This window comes from Rhizobium sp. ARZ01, assembly GCF_014851675.1.
Classification (GTDB): domain Bacteria; phylum Pseudomonadota; class Alphaproteobacteria; order Rhizobiales; family Rhizobiaceae; genus Mycoplana.
The window spans coordinates 38684-54697 of the sequence record NZ_JACVAE010000004.1 but is presented as its reverse complement, the minus strand read 5'-3'; the positions used below and the strand labels follow the sequence as shown (position 1 = coordinate 54697).

The window sequence follows — 16014 nt, the reverse complement described above, 5'->3', positions numbered from 1 at the left end:
ATGCTAGGGACACTTTTATGCGAAGGCGAGAGTTTGTCCTCGGTGCTTTAGCCTCCGGTATCGGTTACGCTGGCGCGTTAGATGCGTCTTTCACAAAACAGATCGAGGCAAAAGCCTCCGAACCTGCTGCCATTCCGTATGGCGCGGCAGTGCGCGTCGACCACCTGAAAAACAATTTCGACTATCGACGGGCGATCCTCAACCATTGCCAGATCGTCGTGGGCGAGGGCGGGTTGAAGTGGATCGACCTGCGCCCGGACCGCGATCAGTTCGTGTTCGATCAGCCGGATCGGCTGCTCGCTTTTGCCGAAGAAAACGGGCTGCAAATGCGGGGGCACACCCTTGCGTGGTACGGCGCCATGCCGGAGTGGACCGAGACGATCGCTACGCCCAAGGAGGCGCAGACCGAACTTGTCCGCCATATCGAAACTGTGGTCGCGCGCTACAAAGGCCGTATTCCGAGTTGGGACGTGGTCAACGAAGCGATCGCTGACACACCGACGGGTGACGCGCCAATTCGTGAGTCGATGTGGCAGAACCGTCTCGGCAAGGGTTACATTGAGCTCGCCCTCCGCACCGCAGCTTTCGTCGATCCCGACGCGCAGTTGGTGATCAACGACTACAACTTCGAAAATCCGACAGAGCAATGCCGTACGCGACGGCAGGCGTTTCTCAATCTGGTGCGCGATCTGAAGGACCGCGATGTTCCCCTTCACGCAATCGGTCTCCAGGGACACCTCCCGGGCGATCAGGAGATCGACAGGGAGGGACTATCGAGGTTCGTCGCGGAACTGCACGGGATGGGGCTTGCGATCCTCGTGACGGAGCTCGACGTCATCGACAACAACCTTCCGGCCTCAAACTTCGATCGTGACGAGATCGTCGCGTCGCGGGCGCGTGATTTTCTTGGCGCAATCGGCGATGTCTGCCGTCCTGAAGCAATCCTGACCTGGGGAATAACGGATCAATACACGTGGGTGCCGATCTGGTTCAGCCGTAGCGACGGCAGGCCGAACCGTCCACTGCCGCTTGACGCGAACTACAGGCCCAAGGCGCTGATGCGTGTCATCCAAGAATTCACGCGCGGCGATCGCTGATGTTCCGACAGGTCTCCTCATACATGATCGCCAACATCGTATCGGCGATGTTCGGATTTGCATCCGTCGTGTTGTTCACGCGCATCCTCACGCCGCAGGAGTACGGGATCTACATCATCGGCTTCAGTGTCGCCGCGATGATCTCCACCGTGCTGTTTGGCTGGATCAAGGCGTCGGTCATGCGGATCACAGCCGAGGAGGGGGCCGCCGACGTCCGACTTACGACGGCCTATTCTTGCGTCTTTCTGGCTTTGTTGATTCCTATCCTGATGGGGGGGGCAAACATCTTTGCACCCGAGGCCTCAGAATATCTTCTGCCGGCCATCATTCTGGCGTTCACGATCGGATTCTTTGAATTCTACCTCGAAATCTTCAGGGCCAGGCAGCAGACGACCGTCTACATGTGGGCGACGATCGTTCGCGCCGGCCTGGCGCTCGCATTCTCCTGCATTCTGGTGATGGTCTTCGATTTTGGCGGGCGAGGCCTTCTGATCAGCATTGCGCTGTCGTACATGCTCGCGGCGGCCCTTTATTCCGTTCAGCTCTGGCGGCGCCCGCTGCATCCGTTCGATACCGGCATCCTGAAGGAAATGCTGCGATTTGGCCTGCCCATGGCGTTTTCGGGGTCAATTTTCATGCTCCAGATGATTTTGGACCGGCTCGTTGTCGCGGCGTATCTTGGGGAACAAGCGGCAGGCGTTTATGGAGCCTCTGCCGATCTCGTGCGCCAAGTCATTCTCTTCCCCGGTGTTGCCATCGGCTCGGCCGTCGTTCCGATCGCCATTCGCCTGATGACGCAGGGAAACCGCACGGCGGTCGATAGGCACATGCTCGACAGCATGGAGTTGCTGTTGGGCGTTCTGGCACCGGCAGCAGCAGGCATGGCCATTGTGGCGGCGAAGCTCTCGGGCCTCATTCTCGGCGAGGAGTTCCATGAAGCGGCAGCAAGCCTCATTCCGATTATCGTGTTTGCCTGGTTGTTCCGCTCCGTCTCCTATCAGTTTGTGCATGTGAGCTTCCAACTCGACAAGAAGCCCGCCCTGATGGGGATACAGGGCGCCGTCATCCTGGCAGCAAACGTCGCTGCCATGTCCATTTTGGTTCCGCGGTTCCAATTGCTTGGGGTCGCTTGGTCGATGCTGATATCCGAGGCCGGTGGTGTGATCGTGGGGTACTTCCTCTCCCGCAAGGCCTACCGGCTGCCGCTTGAAATCTGGCCGATCTGCAAGGTCGGCCTGGCGACCGCCATCATGGTCGTGCCGACGTACTTCGTCGATCGCAACTTTCAAGGAGAACGCAGTCTCGAACTTGCGCTCCCTGTCGCGACGGGCATCCTCGCCTACGCAGCGTCGACGTTCGCCTTGGATGTGGCTGGCATTCGTACCAAGTTGATCGGAATGATGAGAAGGAAGTCCGGGATCTCGACGCAGCCGGAGGAAGCCTGAAATAGCGACCGGCGCGGAGCGGCAGCGCCATAAGGACATGCCGCGCTAATTCTTCGCGGCCATCTCCACTAGCACCCTCTTGCGAATGAGTTCGACCGGCGTGCGCGTATGGGACTGGATGGCGATCGCCCTTTGATGCGGCTCGAGCTCAGCGAACAAGCGAGAAAGGCCGGCCTCATCGAGGGCCGGACCGGACCAATAGGCAAGGCAATGCGATTGCGACGTGCGTTCATGTCGGCCTGCAAGCGATGAATCGCTGGCAACCGCGGCGCCGTAGATCAGATATTCTGAGAAATGGCGCAACCGAGCGAGCGCGCGCCACCATGCCGTAGCGGTTACCTTCTCGATCCGATCGGTCATGGCGCGCACCGTTTCCCGCTCCCACACGATCATCTGCCCGATAAAATCGTCACCCGGCAGCGACGGCGCGGGGAGGCCAAGCAATCGATGGGCATTTGCCAGCCAGACGGCATGACCCGGACTTTCTGAATCGATTTCCTTCGGTCGTGCAAAATGGGTCACTTTCGGCGCCGTTGCGATATCTGAAAGATCAAGGGGGCGGCAAAAGCAATTGTCCGAGTCCACGCACATGATCCGTTCGCTCGGCTGGGATAGCGTCATGGCGATCTTGCGGATCTGCTGAAGATGCCAACCGTAGATCGGCAGACCAAGGCCGGGCGCCCACCAATAACGGCGTCCGCGCCATTTGGGCAGGGGCCAGAGCTTCGGCAAGAGTTCGGACGATGCCACAACCCGTCGTCTCGGTCCTTCCAGGGATGCGAAACGGTTCACATCCTCATCGCCTACGACGAGGTAGTGCATTTCGTAGCCGCTCACATAGCGGTCTATGGATTCGCACAACAACTGACAGCTCTCGAAATCGCGAGAATAGCTTGGTGTCACGACTGAAATCGTCCCTGCCATCTGGGCTTCCCTGCCAGCTATTGCTGCGTATTTCTACGCCCGCTCCGCATGATTGGTTCAAGTCCATGTAGGCGTCGGAGTTTTAAGATTGCGTTAGAGCCTAGCCTAGGGCTGAGTGATATCAGGAGGTTGCGATCGATGGAGGCAGCGCGGCCCGCACTGATTTCAGCCGCCGCCTGTATGGCGACGAATGGTGTGTTATGCGTGCGATATGAGGATCGCGAATGGTCGCTGTTCGCCGCCGCCGCCGCTCAGGCTTAGCAGACCGCACGTTCCGACGCGACCGGAGCGTTGTGGGAGTTTCGCGAGTAGGGCCGTTGATAGCTGGCTCAGACCGGCACCACGATCGGCGTTCCGTCGGGAAGCTGCATCCGCGCAATGTTCACATCGTAAGTGGCGCGCAGGCAATCCGGGGTGAAGACGTCCTGCGCCCGCCCGAACGCAACCAGCTTTGCCTTGCGCATGATCAGGACCGCGTCAGCGTTTCGGGCCGCGAGGTTCAGATCGTGCATTGCCGATAGAACGAGTGCGCCCGTCCGGGAGACATACCGCCTCAGGAGTTCAAGAACCATGACCTGGTGGCGAAGGTCGAGCGCAGACGTCACTTCGTCGAGTAGTAGCAGCTTTGGCTGCCGCATCAGCCTCTGGCCGAGAAGAACCGCCTGCTGCTGCCCGCCCGACAACGTGGTCATGGGGCGCTCCGCGAGATGTGAGAGACTGAGGTCGGCGAGGATCTCGGTGGCGGCTCCGATATCGACATCCTTCACTCGCCAGCCGAGCAATTCATGGCGCCCGAGGAGGAGCGTTTCGAGGACAGTTAGGTTTGCGCTAACCTGGCAGTGCTGGGGCATGAAGCCGACCTGCCGACGATCGACGGGCTGGCCGCACCAGAGAATGCGCCCGGTGTGCGCCATCCATCCGGCGATTGCCTTGAGCAGCGTGGACTTTCCGGCACCGTTCGGCCCGACGAGGGCGACAAGCTGTCCGGCTTGGAGCTGGATCGTGACGTCGTCAAGAAGGGTGGCATTCGCGCGGCGCACCGTAACAGTGCGCAGGACAAGGCGATCGGTCATGATGGATATCTCCGGGAAGTTCCTATGATGATGAAGACGAGGAGCGGCACGCCGGCGATCGCCGTGACAATGCCGACCGGGAGCGCGCCGGCGGGCGATATCAGCTTGCCGACGACGGAAGCCGAGATCAGGAGCGCGGCGCCCGTCACGCCGGCGAGCGGCAGCGACAGGCGGTGGTCGTCGCCGACCAGAGCACGCGCGGCATGCGGGGCGATCAGCCCGATGAAGCCAATCGTGCCGACAAAACTGACGGCGGCGGCGGTAAGCAGCGCGATCATCACGAAGCTTCGTCGCCTCAACCGTTCGATCGCGATTCCGAGGCTCTCGGCATTCTCGTCGCCCATGCGGAGCGCTGTGAGCTGCCAGCAGTCACGCGCCAGCAGTGGCAACGACGCTGCGAGCACGACACCCAGGACCGCCACACTCGTCCAGCTTGCCTTGAGCAGGCTGCCGAACAGCCAGAAGACGATCTGCTGTAGAACCTCGGGGCTCGCCAGAAACTGCAGGAGCGCCTGCAATGACTGGAAGAAGAACATTACGGCGATGCCGCCCAGTACCAGGATTTCCGCCCGCGCTCCTCGCGACAGGGCGATCAGGTAGACGAGGCCGCAAGCCAGCAGCGTCATCGCAAACGCTGCCAGCGGCGTCAGAATGTAGGAGGCAACCGGTAGGATGCCGCCGAAGGTGATGGCGAGTGCAGCACCAAAACCGGCCGCCGCCGAGAAGCCCAGCGTAAAGGGGCTGGCGAGCGGATTGTTGAGGATCGTCTGCATGGTAAGCCCCGCGAGCCCGAGCGACGCGCCGACCAGAATGCCAGTCAGCGTTTGCGGCAGTCTGATCTGCCAGAGGATCGTCGCGTTCATCCGGTCCGCAGCATTTGGTCCCGCAAGAAGCGTGGTCCAAACATCTGCGAGCGTCATGCCTGACGGCCCGAGCAGCAGGTCGGCCAGCGTCAGGGCGATCAAAAGGCCGATGCTGGCTGCGAGAGCCGCCATTCGCTGGCGGCTGACGCGACGATAGCTTTCATGCAGGCCTATGGCCGCGGCTGTCATTGCCCGGGCGCCTGGTAAGGAAGGACGAACACGCCTTCAGCCTCGATCGGCAGCCATGTCTTGTAGTATTCGCGAATGTTCTTGCCGGGGTGTACGTCCTTAAAGGCTTCCGGGTAGAGACGCTTGGCGATGTACTGTGCGTAGACATAGTCGGAGAGCGTGCGTGCCCCGCCGTGATAAATGGCATGGACGGCGCCGTTCTTCACGGCCGGAAGGTCGGCCCAACCCGGTCGCCCGAGATAGGCCGCCATGCGCTCGCGCGCCACGGCCGGATCCGCCCCAAAGCCCACTGTCACGGCCTGCGGCTTGCCAACCCACTCCGAACCGGCAAGAAAGATCAGGTCCGGCTTCTGAGCAAGCACGTATTCAGGGCTGAGTGGCCCCCAGTTGCCGACCTGGTCCTTTGCGATATTGATGCCGCCGAGCCTGTCGATCAGCGCACCCCACATGCTGCCGCCGTAGGAGTTGCCGACTTCGGAGGGGCCTTTTTGGGCGAGTTCGACATAGACCTTCATGTCCGTCTTGCCGGCCTTGGCGATGCGGGCATCGATGTCGGCCATGGCGTTCGTGTAGTTCTCGGCAAGTTTCTCGGCGCGATCTTCTGCGCCCATCACCTTGCCGAGCACCCGGGTCGACTGGACATGCTTCTCGACCGTCTGTGCGTTGTAGTCGAGCGTGACGATGGGGATGCCCGCGCTCTCGATCTGCTTGATGCCCTCGCCGAGCGCGTCGTAGGACCACGCTGCGAGGATCACCAGATCGGGCTTGGCGGCGATGACTTTCTCGACGGAAAAGGTCCCGTCGTCGGTGTTGCCGACATCCGGGATCGAATTGAGCTTCGGCAGCGCCTTTTCGTAGGCGGCGAACTGGTTCGGCCGCCAGTCCTTCCAGGTGGACAGGGACAACGCCACCACCTTGTCGATGGCGCCTGCACCGGCAACGGCCAGGTAATCCTCATAGTAGAAGCCGAGTACGACGCGTTCGGCGGGCTTGGGCAGCGTCACCTCACGTCCTTTGATGTCGGTGACCTTGATCTCGGCGGATGCCGGAGCGGCGAAGGCCGCGAAGGCGGCAATGAGTGGGATTGCGAGCTTGATCATATGAATTCTCTTTGACTGGTTTGGGTGGAGGCGCGAGCAGTCACGCGACGGGTCGCGAGGCCCCGTGGATCGCGGAAGTTCGAACGCCCTCGTTGAGCTTGTGGAAAGGGACTGGCCGTGACCTGAGCTTGCGGAAAAAGGAACGGTCATGACGGTAGGCGTCCGCACGCGGTCGGCGGAAGGTGGATCGTGTTTTCGAACTTGATAGGAGAGAGATATCGCGTCCGAATCACGACCCGATGCATGATGCTTCTTGCCCGTGGGCGGTCAGCGTCAGATGCCTGAAACCGCGTGCGGTTGCACGGGTGCCTCCTGGGCCGATCAGCGGAAATGCCGGCCTAGGCAAGCCGCAGGGCGGGAGGCGCTCGTGGTGCCGCGTTCGGAGGGAAAAGGTGGCGCCGCGAGGATGGTGCGCTCGGCGGCGTCAGTGCTTCGAGCGGGATGACGCTCGGGCTGCGATCAGAATCGAGTGGAACCGGCAGCATGGCTGCCGACGAAATGAGGCAGGCCTCGCAGCCGGTGCCAAACAGTTGGCCGTTACTCCCGCCACCCTCGTCGTGCCCGCTAAAGCAGATGACGGGAATCGTCCCGTCCGGCAGGACGTAGGCAGAAAGCTCGGTTGGCGAAGGGGCAGCGGCGAGGGATGGTACTTTGTGGGCAAAGCCCACAAGCACCAGCGCCAGCGCGCAGACCAGCCGTATCAACGGCGATAATGGATTGAGCTTATGCTTCAATGCAAGATCCTTCGACTTGCGGCGACACTAGTATAGCGGAGCGCAGGCGACTTTGCGCAAGATCAAACACAGATGCCTCGCGAATGGATTTTTGGATACGCGCCCGCTCGAGCAGTCGCCGCGCCACAGGCACAGTGTGCGGTTTGGATCTTTGCGGTTGGTGGAAACCGCTCGCTTGCTCTATGCTCAAGCCCATGGATTCGCCCGCTTCCGCCCCGTTTTCGAGCCATTCATCCCGCGTCGTCCCTGGCTGGGCACTGTCGCGCAATTCTGCAGCAAGCGAGGCGGACGCTGCCTTTGCTGCGGGATCGGCACTGAATACCCTAGATAGTCTCGTCCGATCAGAGCCCGTCTGGGGCGGTTGCTGGCGCATGCGCCTTGCGCTCAAATGTGCCATTGCGGCCACCCGATTGGCCGGGCGAGCCGAAGACGAAGCGGGCCTTCGGGACGCGGTTTTGCTGGTGGTACCCGGCGACGATCCGGGCCCGGCCGGCCGGATATTTCTCGCCCATAAGAAGCTCACCGGACGCATACGGACGGTCAACGCTAACCTTCTGGCCGAACTCGCCGATCTGCTGGCCCTGAAATGGAATGATCCACTGGCGCAGGCCGCCGACTATGTTGAGGAAGCCTCGCAGTCCGGTCGCGCGGTGCCCTTCGCAGCAGCGGATCTCGTAACAGCGATCTGCGCCGAACGGCCGGACGCCGAGGTGCTGGCGTGGTGGCTGGCTGACTGGCTGGTCGCGGAAAAGCTGAAGTGGGAGCGGCCGGTGCCGCTGCTGATGGGTGCGCGCCATGGGTCTGCATTCCGCGTGTCGGGAGGCAAGGGACGCGTGCATCCCGGCGAGGAGGGCTTTGCCCGTGCAGTCTGCCTGGCGCTGGTAGACGGTGTGGGCGATGCTTTACGGCACGCAAACGAGATCGGCCGCCGGGCCGAGCGGCTCCTGGCGGCAGCGCCGAAGGTGAGAACCAAGGGAGCGGAACGGGTAATCCGCATGCTGCTCGAAGACGATGCTGTCTCGGCCGCGGCTCCCGGCGCCAACCTCTCCCGCTGGGCGAGCCGACGGTTGTTCGAGCGGCTTGAGACCTTGGGAGCGGTGCGGGAGCTGTCCGGCCGGTCGACCTTCCGGATTTTCGGATTGTGACCATGGCGGACGGAGGTCAAGGCAGGACTGCGAGGTCGAACAGGAGGGCAGGACCGCGGGATGAGGCCCTCGACCGCGAGCTTGAGCACCTGTCGGCGGAGCTGCGCTGGCGAGAATGGATGATGCGGGTAGAGGCTGTCATCTTTGCCTCAGTCGAGCCGGTGCGGCGCGAGACCCTTGCGCACGTCGTAGGAGAGAATTGCAGCATCGACCTCATCATCGACGACCTGCGTGAGGAACTGCGCAACCGTCCCTATGACATCGTCTCCGTTGCCGGTGGCTGGCAGCACAGAACTCGGTCCGCCTATGGTCCCTTCATCCGCGCCTTGGATGCACCGACGCGCTCAGCGTCATCCACGCTTGCAGAGCACGAGGCGGCGGTTCTCGTAGCAGTGGGTTACTTCCAGCCAGTCACGCGGGGGGATCTGTCAAAGATCTTTGGCAAGGAAATCTCACGCGATACGATCGCCAATCTGCGCGCCGACGGTTTTCTCGCCCCTGGCCCCCGCAGCCCCACCCCCGGCGCACCCTATACCTATGTGACGACAAAGCACTTCCTCTCCGCCTTCGGCTTCGAGACGCTGCGCGACCTGCCCGATATTGAGGCGCTCGAGGATGCAGGCTTGCTGAGCCGAAATGCGCCGGTTGATGTTGCCACCGACCTGACGGCCATAGGGGCGGAGGAAGAAGAATAGCTGTATTTGCGTGGGTCAGGTCTTCTTTGACTGTTCGGCCGTCAGCGCCTGGTCGCGGGTACCGGAAACGATGATCTCCAGGACCTCGTGCTCGTCGGTGTGCCTGATGTAGCGGTCGCCGACATACTCGCCGCGTTTCAGCACCATGACGCGATCGCCGACGGCAAAGATGTCCACCAGCCGGTGCGAGATGATGATCTGGGCGACGCCCTGCTTTTTCAGTTCTAGCATCGTTTCCAGCAGGCGTTCGGTCGCCATCACGGAAAGATTGGCCGTCGGCTCATCAAGAATGACGACCCGCGGCTCGAAAGAGATCGCGCGGGCGATCGCGACGGATTGCTGGCGGCCGCCCGACAGGCTTTCGACCTTTTGATAGACCGAGTTGACGTCGACCTTCAGCCGTTTGAGCACTTTGTCGGCCTCGGCATACATCTGCCGGCGGTTGACGAAGAGTCCTCGCAGCGGCCATCTGCCCAAAAAGATGTTCTGCCCGACATCCATGTTCCCGCACAAGGCAAAGTCCTGGTAGATCATCTCGATGCCGGCATCGCGGCTTTCGTGCGGGCTCTTGAAGTGCACCGGCCGGCCGGCGACGAAGATCTCGCCGGCATCACGCTGGTAGGCGCCGGTGAGGATCTTCATCAGCGTCGATTTGCCGGCTGAATTGTCCCCGACGAGGCCGAGGATTTCGCCGGGATACAGCACGAGATCGACAGAGCGCAGCGCCTGCACCGCTCCGAAGGCCTTTTCGATGCCGCGCATTTCCACGATGGGAGCGCTTTGCGTATCAACCGGCATGCGTGCCCTCCGCTACTTGCCTCCGTCGCGCCAATAGAGACCGTATGCGCCCGAATATGTTCGCCTGGCGCACCCAGATGTCGACGAGCACGGCCACGATTAGAATGACGCCAATGAAGACGTTGATCCAGTGCTGCGGCATGGTGAAGCCCTGAACGTTCAATTGCAGCAGCGCCCGTACCAGCGTGATTGCAGCAGCGCCTGCAAGCGAGCCGATGATCGTGCCGTAGCCGCCGAAGATCGATCCACCGCCAATGATCACGGCGGCGATGGCGTCGAGCTCCCGGAACTGACCGGCGACAGGGTTGAAACTGCGAAAGTAGGCGATGTTGATGATCCCGGCCATGGACGCGCAGAGCGCTGACAGCAGAAGCGCGAGGAAGCGTACGCGGTTCGTGTTGATGCCGGCGTAGGCCGCGGCGCGGAGGTTGCCACCGGTGGACAGGACCTTCAGCCCAAAGGGCATGTAGGCGAGCACGACGCCGGCAAGCAGGGCGACGAGGAACATCCAGATCGTTTGCACGCTGACGACTTCCGCGATTGAGCGAATGAGGCCGGGCGGCGGCGAAACGCCGAAATGCAGGAGAACGTCATTCATCTTGCGGCCGAGCAGATTGTAGCTCTCGGGCCAGCCAGTCAATTGCTGGCCCGCGACGAACCAGGCGGCAAGGCCGCGGGCGATGTAGAACATGCCGAGCGTGGCGATGAAGGCCGGCAGCTTGAAACCAACCGTGACCGTGGCGTTGACGAGGCCAGCGACCATACCGGCAAGCATGCCCATCGCCACTGATGTCATCGGATCGGCGCCGAGCACCTTGAGGAAGTAGGCCGCCGTGCTGCCGGCAAGCGCCAACACGGCGCCGACGGAGAGATCGATATCGCCGGCCGCGATCACATAGGTCAGCCCAACCGCAATCAGTGCAAGTTCGGTGTAGTTGAGGAGAATTGCGAAGGTGTTCGACAGGTTCCACCAGTAATCGGGCCGGAGTGCGAGCCCCGTCAGCCACAACAGGGCGGTCAGGATGATGGCGAGTGCGTCGCGGCGGGCAAGGAACTTGCCGAATCCAGTTGCCGCGAGCGCCGTATCGCTTGCCGTCGCTCCCTTGGTCTGGACGCCTTCGAGGGCGACGCCGCCCGTCTCATAGGCGGGAGGGGGCGGGCCGCCGCGCAGCCACGCCCAGAAGCGCGCCGCGACCTGGCGGCGGATGAGGTAGGGCTCGATCAGCACCGCAGCGACAAGCAGGAGGCCAAGAAAAACCAGCACAGCACCAGCCGGCAGGGTGAACCGGGCGTTGACCGCAATGCTCTCGCCGTCGATGACGACAGTGCGAGTAATGGGCCAACCTTCCCGAAGCACCTTGTCGATCAGCACGACGACCGCAGCTCCGAGGCACGAGCCAAGAACGCGGCCGCGACCGCCGAGGATCGATGCGCCACCGATGACGACCGATGCGATCACCGTGAGTTCCCAGCTGACGCCGTAAAGCGGGGTCACGCCCTTATCCTGTGCTGCCGACAGGAGTGCGGCAAGTGTGGCGCAGAGAGACGAGATCAGGTAGGCCCGAATGCGCACCCAGCGCGTGGGGATACCGGCATAGACTGCCGCCTGCTCGTTGCCGCCGGTGGCGAAGGTCTCATAGCCCCAACGTGTCTTGGCAAGCACAAAGGCTCCGACTGCGGCGACGATTGCAAAGATCAAGATCTGATTGTTGAAGCCGAGAAAATTCGTTTCTCCGAGATGAAAGAAGTGCGGATAGGCACTCGCCTTGTCGGAATAGTAGATCGCCTGGCCATGGGTCAGCGCCAGCACGAAGCCGCGGCCGATGAAAAGAACCGTCAGCGTCGCGATGAATGCCGGTGCTCTCAGAACAGTTACGAGTATACCGTTGAATAGACCGATTGCTGTCCCGAGCAGCACGCAGAGGATGATCGAGGTGACGATACCGAGATCGAGGAAACTCGGCGCGAAGAGGCGGGCGAACATGACGGCGACAAGGCCGTAAGTGGATCCTACCGACAGATCGAGGTCCTTGTTGACGATGACGAAGGTCATCCCGACAGCGATGATTCCGACACGGGATGTGTCGCGCAGTAGGGCGTGGAGTGCTTCGGTCGATGCGAAGAAGGCCGGATTGAGGAACGCTCCGGCAAAATAGAGCAGGACAAGGAACAACAGTAGTCCGGCCTCCCAGCCGCCGGCGAGCTGTGGAGGCGCGCGGCCGAGCGATGTCGTCGTAGCTGGCGCCATGGATTTTATCCGGCTGTCCCCACCGGCCGTGGGCGGTGGGGCTGCTACCCGACCGCCCACTTCTCGGGTGGTTCACGCGAAGTCAGTTTTCGAAGCGCTTGCCGACCTTGGCGACGGAGTCCTTCGTCACCAGCTGCGCACGCGTGTCGAGATTGGCGGCGGAAATACCGCGGTCGATCTGCAGATAGAGCTGCATGACCGGCCAGAAGCCCTGCAGGAACGGCTGTTGCCCCAGCGAGCCAGTCAGGTTCCCGGCGGCGATGCCCTCCTGCTGTGCCGGCCCCAGATCGAAGCCAAAGGCGCAGATCTTGTCCATCTTGCCGGTCTGCGCGACCGCCTTGACGAGCGGCGGGGTGAAGACGTTGTTGGCGGTGAACACGCCGACAACATCCCCGCGGGACTCAAACAACGATACAAGTGCGTTCACCGGATCGTTCGGGTTCGTGTCGATGCCGACATTCTCCGGTCCGGCGTCGACCTTGAAGTTCTCAAGCTTGCCAGCGTCCTTCAGCGTCTTGACGATGGCGTTGAACGCAGAAGTTACCCGATTGTTCACCTCGATGTTGCCCATCGCGGTGGAGGAAGGCAGCACAATCGAACCTTTTTCAGCGCCGCTGGCGAGCACGCACTTGGCGAGCGCCTCGCCGCCGATCGCAGCCGCGGATGCATCCTGCCCGGTGTGACTGATGCTGCTGCGATTCAGAATCGTGCCGTCAAAGGAGTTCGTCGTTGCGACAGGGATGCCCTTTGCCTCGGCGGCCTTGACGATGTCGTTGTAAGCGCCCACCTGCGGCGTCGTCATGATGATGCCGTCAATGGTCGGATCCTGAACGATCTGGTTCAGGATTTCGATCTCTCGGGCTGGATCGTCCACCGGTGATTCCGAGCCAAGCAACAGGACCTTCGCCCCAATCATATTGGCCGCCGCCAAAGCGCCGACGTAGACCGGATCGAAGAAGCCGTTGCCAGCCGTGTGCGTGACGATGGCGAAGGTGAGGTGGCCGTCGGCCGAATGAAAATCCTTCGTGCCGGGGGCTTCCTTTGCGGCCTCTTCGAAATTGTAGCCGCCGACCGCCTTCTCGACACTTCCGGACTGCGCGGATGCATACGACACGCCAAGCGAGAGCGCCGCGACGGATGCTGCCGCGCGCAACAAGATACGCCTCATGACTAGTCCTCCCTTGAAAAGGGGCGAAAGCCGTTCGGGCGCTTGTTTGAGAGGGCCGAATGCTTCCTCCCGCGCCGGTAATTTTCCGCGCATTTCTATCGTAAGTAAATGGTTAACGCGCCGTACGGGCGAATTTGTCGATGACGCCGCATGGTTGTTATCTACAGCGGCCGGGTGGTGCTGGCCGGAAACCGCGATCAAAGACGCCAGATTGCGTTGCGATATCGCCTCGGTGCTTGCCCCCGCCGCATCGACATGACATTCCCCCTTGAAGAAGGTACCGCAAACGGCAAGCACGTCCTGTGGTCCGGCCGTGGAGTGCAAACAAAATGATCGTATCCGCCCCGACGCTGACACAACTCGCAAATGACCTCGCTCTGGGGTGCACGACGAGCCGTGCGCTTGTCGAAGCGTGTCTCGCCCGCATCGAGTCCTCGTCCGAAGGTAAAGCGACCTTTATCAAGGTGTCACGCGAGACCGCGCTACAGGCGGCCGATGCTATGGACCTTCTGCGCCGGGGAGGGGCCGCGCCGTCCCAATGGGCCGGAATCCCGATTTCGGTGAAGGATCTGTTCGACATCGTGGGCGATGTGACAAAGGCGGGTTCGCTGGCACTTGCCGACAGCGCGCCCGCCACAGCGGATGCGGTTGCAGTTGCACGCTTGCGCCGGGCCGGCTTCATCGTGATCGGGCGCACCAACATGACCGAGTTCGCCTATTCCGGGCTCGGGATTAACCCACACTACGGAACGCCGCGCAGCATATGGGATCGTGACAACGCCCGGGTGCCGGGAGGATCGTCTTCCGGAGCTGCAATTTCCGTCGCCGAGGGAATGGCGCACGCGGCACTCGGCACTGACACAGGTGGTTCCTGCCGCATACCGGCAGCGTTCAACAGGCTCGTTGGCTACAAGCCGACCGCGCGCCGGGTCCCGCGCACAGGAGCCGTCCCGTTGTCATCCACCCTCGATTCCATTGGTCCGATTGCCCGGTCAGTCGAATGTTGCGCGATCATGGACGCCATTCTGGCCGGCGAGCAAGGGACATCGCTGCGCGATCGTCCGGTGGCCGGACTTCGCCTTGCCGTACCGACGACGCTTGTGCTGGATGGAATGGACGCTGAGGTCGCGGACTTGTTCCGCTCGTCTCTCTCGCGCCTTTCGCAATCCGGCGCTCTGGTCGAGGAGATCGAGGTTCCGGAGTTTCTCGATATTCCGAAGATGAACGCGAAGGGCGGGTTCAGCGCGGCGGAAAGCTATGCCTGGCACAAGGACCTTATCGGCCGGAGGGGAGAAGACTATGATCCCCGCGTCGCCACGCGCATCCGCGCCGGCGCCTCGCAGTCAGCTGCGGACTACATCGAACTCGGGGCCGCGCGCAGCCGTCTCATCGCCGACATCGAGGCGCGGTTCGCCCGGTTCGACGCAGTGCTGATGCCGACTGTCGGCATTTTGCCGCCGCGCATTGCCGATCTCGCCGACGATGAGGCCTTCACCCGCGCCAACCTCTACGTGCTGCGAAATGCTTCGTTCATCAACATGATCGACGGTTGCGCGATTTCCCTTCCGATCGGCAAACCTGGTGATGCGCCGGTCGGACTGATGGTTGCGGGATTGGCTGGCGCGGATGGCGAAGTCCTGGAAATCGCGCGTGCGGTGGAGCGGTTCCTACAGTAGGGCCCGTCAGCCCCCGGGGCCTGTTTTGCCACAGCCGCGGCGATAGTTCGCACCTATCGAACTTTCAGTTTTTATCTATTTCATTTATGGATTGCACCTGTCTATGTTGCGCCGCGAAGCGACCTTCGCTTTGCAGCAAATTCTACAGGAGTACCCATGTCCGTCCTCAATACCCCCATCAAGCCGTTCAAGGCGCAGGCCTTCAAGCAGGGCAAGTTCATCGAAGTGAGCGAAGCCGACATCCAGGGCAAGTGGGCGATCTTCTTCTTCTATCCGGCCGACTTCACCTTCGTCTGCCCGACCGAACTCGGTGACCTGGCCGATCATTACGCCGAACTGCAGCGCCTCGGCGTCGAGGTGTTCTCGGTTTCGACCGACACGCACTTCAGCCACAAGGGCTGGCATGACGCGTCCGAGACGATTGGCAAGATCGAGTATGCCATGATCGGCGACCCGACCGGTGCGATCACTCGCAACTTTGAAGTGATGCGCGAAGGCGAAGGCCTCGCCGACCGTGGCACCTTCATCGTCGACCCTGATGGCATCATCCAGGCGATGGAAGTCACCGCCGAGGGCATCGGCCGCAACGCCGCCGATCTGCTGCGCAAGGTCAAGGCCGCCCAGTACGTCCGGGCGCATCCCGGTGAAGTCTGCCCGGCCAAATGGGAAGAAGGCGCCAAGACGCTCGCCCCCTCGCTGCAACTCGTCGGCAAGATCTGACGTTTGACGATACGCCGCCCCGCGCGATGCGGGGCGGTAACCCTGCCGCGCGTCCTCCCAAGACCGCGGCCGCGATGTCTAACTGCTTGTTTGTACGCAATTCCAAACGCAAAGCCGCTGCTTAGTTTTGCGGGAGTTG

The 16014-nt window shown here is 61.9% G+C and carries 15 protein-coding genes; 7 read left to right on the top strand and 8 right to left on the bottom strand.

Features of this window, described 5'->3' with window-relative positions; genetic code table 11:
• Positions 1-17 precede the first annotated feature (17 nt).
• Together IB238_RS20530 and IB238_RS20525 are read left to right on the top strand one after the other, a co-directional pair.
• Complete coding sequence (locus tag IB238_RS20530) at positions 18-1097, top strand: endo-1,4-beta-xylanase (RefSeq protein WP_192251476.1); 1080 nt, start codon at positions 18-20, stop codon at positions 1095-1097.
• Positions 1097-2542: an oligosaccharide flippase family protein gene (locus IB238_RS20525; protein ID WP_192251473.1), complete on the top strand. Its 1446-nt coding sequence runs from the start codon at positions 1097-1099 to the stop codon at positions 2540-2542. The genes IB238_RS20530 and IB238_RS20525 overlap by 1 nt, the downstream gene beginning before the upstream one ends.
• Positions 2543-2587: 45 nt before the next feature.
• Here the strand turns inward: IB238_RS20525 and IB238_RS20520 are convergent, their stop codons facing one another.
• The 5 genes from IB238_RS20520 to IB238_RS20500 all read right to left on the bottom strand — a co-directional run bounded on the left by IB238_RS20520 (position 2588) and on the right by IB238_RS20500 (position 7425).
• Positions 2588-3466, bottom strand: a complete 879-nt coding sequence (locus IB238_RS20520; RefSeq protein ID WP_192251470.1) for a DUF6492 family protein — start codon at positions 3464-3466, stop codon at positions 2588-2590.
• A 329-nt stretch (positions 3467-3795) separates the two neighbouring features.
• The gene (locus tag IB238_RS20515; protein WP_192251467.1) at positions 3796-4539 is read right to left on the bottom strand and encodes an ABC transporter ATP-binding protein; all 744 of its coding nucleotides are present in this window, start codon (positions 4537-4539) and stop codon (positions 3796-3798) included.
• A complete protein-coding gene (locus tag IB238_RS20510) occupies positions 4536-5591 on the bottom strand; it encodes an iron ABC transporter permease (RefSeq protein ID WP_192251464.1) in 1056 nt (351 codons plus the stop codon). The genes IB238_RS20515 and IB238_RS20510 overlap by 4 nt, the downstream gene beginning before the upstream one ends.
• Positions 5588-6691 carry an ABC transporter substrate-binding protein gene (locus tag IB238_RS20505; protein ID WP_192251462.1) on the bottom strand — a complete coding sequence of 368 codons (1104 nt, stop codon included), beginning with the start codon at positions 6689-6691 and terminating at the stop codon, positions 5588-5590. The genes IB238_RS20510 and IB238_RS20505 overlap by 4 nt, the downstream gene beginning before the upstream one ends.
• Before the next feature lie 338 nt (positions 6692-7029).
• Positions 7030-7425, bottom strand: coding sequence for a hypothetical protein (locus IB238_RS20500; protein WP_192251460.1), 396 nt, complete (start codon positions 7423-7425; stop codon positions 7030-7032).
• On the opposite strand from IB238_RS20500, the gene IB238_RS20495 reads away from it, so the two are divergent.
• Together IB238_RS20495 and IB238_RS20490 are read left to right on the top strand one after the other, a co-directional pair.
• On the top strand, positions 7425-8570 hold the full coding sequence (locus IB238_RS20495) for a DUF1403 family protein (RefSeq protein WP_348648275.1): 1146 nt from the start codon (positions 7425-7427) through the stop codon (positions 8568-8570). The two genes, IB238_RS20500 and IB238_RS20495, sit on opposite strands and share 1 nt — an antisense overlap.
• A gap of 119 nt (positions 8571-8689) precedes the next feature.
• A complete protein-coding gene (locus IB238_RS20490; RefSeq protein WP_246723769.1) occupies positions 8690-9265 on the top strand; it encodes an SMC-Scp complex subunit ScpB in 576 nt (191 codons plus the stop codon).
• A gap of 15 nt (positions 9266-9280) precedes the next feature.
• Here the strand turns inward: IB238_RS20490 and IB238_RS20485 are convergent, their stop codons facing one another.
• The 3 genes from IB238_RS20485 to IB238_RS20475 all read right to left on the bottom strand — a co-directional run bounded on the left by IB238_RS20485 (position 9281) and on the right by IB238_RS20475 (position 13479).
• A complete protein-coding gene (locus tag IB238_RS20485) occupies positions 9281-10063 on the bottom strand; it encodes an ATP-binding cassette domain-containing protein (RefSeq protein WP_192251454.1) in 783 nt (260 codons plus the stop codon).
• Positions 10053-12311 (bottom strand): ABC transporter permease, encoded by a 2259-nt coding sequence (locus tag IB238_RS20480; RefSeq protein WP_192251452.1) that lies wholly within the window; start codon positions 12309-12311, stop codon positions 10053-10055. The genes IB238_RS20485 and IB238_RS20480 overlap by 11 nt, the downstream gene beginning before the upstream one ends.
• An 82-nt stretch (positions 12312-12393) precedes the next feature.
• A complete protein-coding gene (locus tag IB238_RS20475; RefSeq protein WP_192251450.1) occupies positions 12394-13479 on the bottom strand; it encodes a substrate-binding domain-containing protein in 1086 nt (361 codons plus the stop codon).
• Between the two features lie 150 nt (positions 13480-13629).
• Between IB238_RS20475 and IB238_RS20470 the strand changes: the two genes are divergently transcribed.
• From IB238_RS20470 to ahpC, 3 genes are all read left to right on the top strand, one after another.
• The gene (locus IB238_RS20470) at positions 13630-13812 is read left to right on the top strand and encodes a hypothetical protein (protein ID WP_192251447.1); all 183 of its coding nucleotides are present in this window, start codon (positions 13630-13632) and stop codon (positions 13810-13812) included.
• Positions 13812-15155 (top strand): amidase, encoded by a 1344-nt coding sequence (locus IB238_RS20465; RefSeq protein WP_192252421.1) that lies wholly within the window; start codon positions 13812-13814, stop codon positions 15153-15155. Before IB238_RS20470 ends, IB238_RS20465 begins: the two co-directional genes overlap by 1 nt.
• A gap of 156 nt (positions 15156-15311) precedes the next feature.
• Positions 15312-15875, top strand: coding sequence for an alkyl hydroperoxide reductase subunit C (gene ahpC, locus IB238_RS20460; protein ID WP_192251444.1), 564 nt, complete (start codon positions 15312-15314; stop codon positions 15873-15875).
• Positions 15876-16014 lie beyond the last annotated feature (139 nt).

Excerpts from the sequence above, each read along its gene's own strand:
- IB238_RS20480 (WP_192251452.1), bottom strand. The coding sequence starts at position 12,311 with ATGGCGCCAGCTACGACGACATCGCTCGGCCGCGCGCCTCCACAGCTC.
- IB238_RS20495 (WP_348648275.1), top strand. The coding sequence starts at position 7,425 with ATGCAAGATCCTTCGACTTGCGGCGACACTAGTATAGCGGAGCGCAGG.
- IB238_RS20515 (WP_192251467.1), bottom strand. The coding sequence starts at position 4,539 with ATGACCGATCGCCTTGTCCTGCGCACTGTTACGGTGCGCCGCGCGAAT.
- IB238_RS20520 (WP_192251470.1), bottom strand. The coding sequence starts at position 3,466 with ATGGCAGGGACGATTTCAGTCGTGACACCAAGCTATTCTCGCGATTTC.
- IB238_RS20530 (WP_192251476.1), top strand. The coding sequence starts at position 18 with ATGCGAAGGCGAGAGTTTGTCCTCGGTGCTTTAGCCTCCGGTATCGGT.
- IB238_RS20505 (WP_192251462.1), bottom strand. The coding sequence starts at position 6,691 with ATGATCAAGCTCGCAATCCCACTCATTGCCGCCTTCGCGGCCTTCGCC.
- IB238_RS20485 (WP_192251454.1), bottom strand. The coding sequence starts at position 10,063 with ATGCCGGTTGATACGCAAAGCGCTCCCATCGTGGAAATGCGCGGCATC.
- IB238_RS20490 (WP_246723769.1), top strand. The coding sequence starts at position 8,690 with ATGATGCGGGTAGAGGCTGTCATCTTTGCCTCAGTCGAGCCGGTGCGG.
- IB238_RS20510 (WP_192251464.1), bottom strand. The coding sequence starts at position 5,591 with ATGACAGCCGCGGCCATAGGCCTGCATGAAAGCTATCGTCGCGTCAGC.
- IB238_RS20470 (WP_192251447.1), top strand. The coding sequence starts at position 13,630 with ATGGTTGTTATCTACAGCGGCCGGGTGGTGCTGGCCGGAAACCGCGAT.
- IB238_RS20525 (WP_192251473.1), top strand. The coding sequence starts at position 1,097 with ATGTTCCGACAGGTCTCCTCATACATGATCGCCAACATCGTATCGGCG.
- IB238_RS20475 (WP_192251450.1), bottom strand. The coding sequence starts at position 13,479 with ATGAGGCGTATCTTGTTGCGCGCGGCAGCATCCGTCGCGGCGCTCTCG.
- ahpC (WP_192251444.1), top strand. The coding sequence starts at position 15,312 with ATGTCCGTCCTCAATACCCCCATCAAGCCGTTCAAGGCGCAGGCCTTC.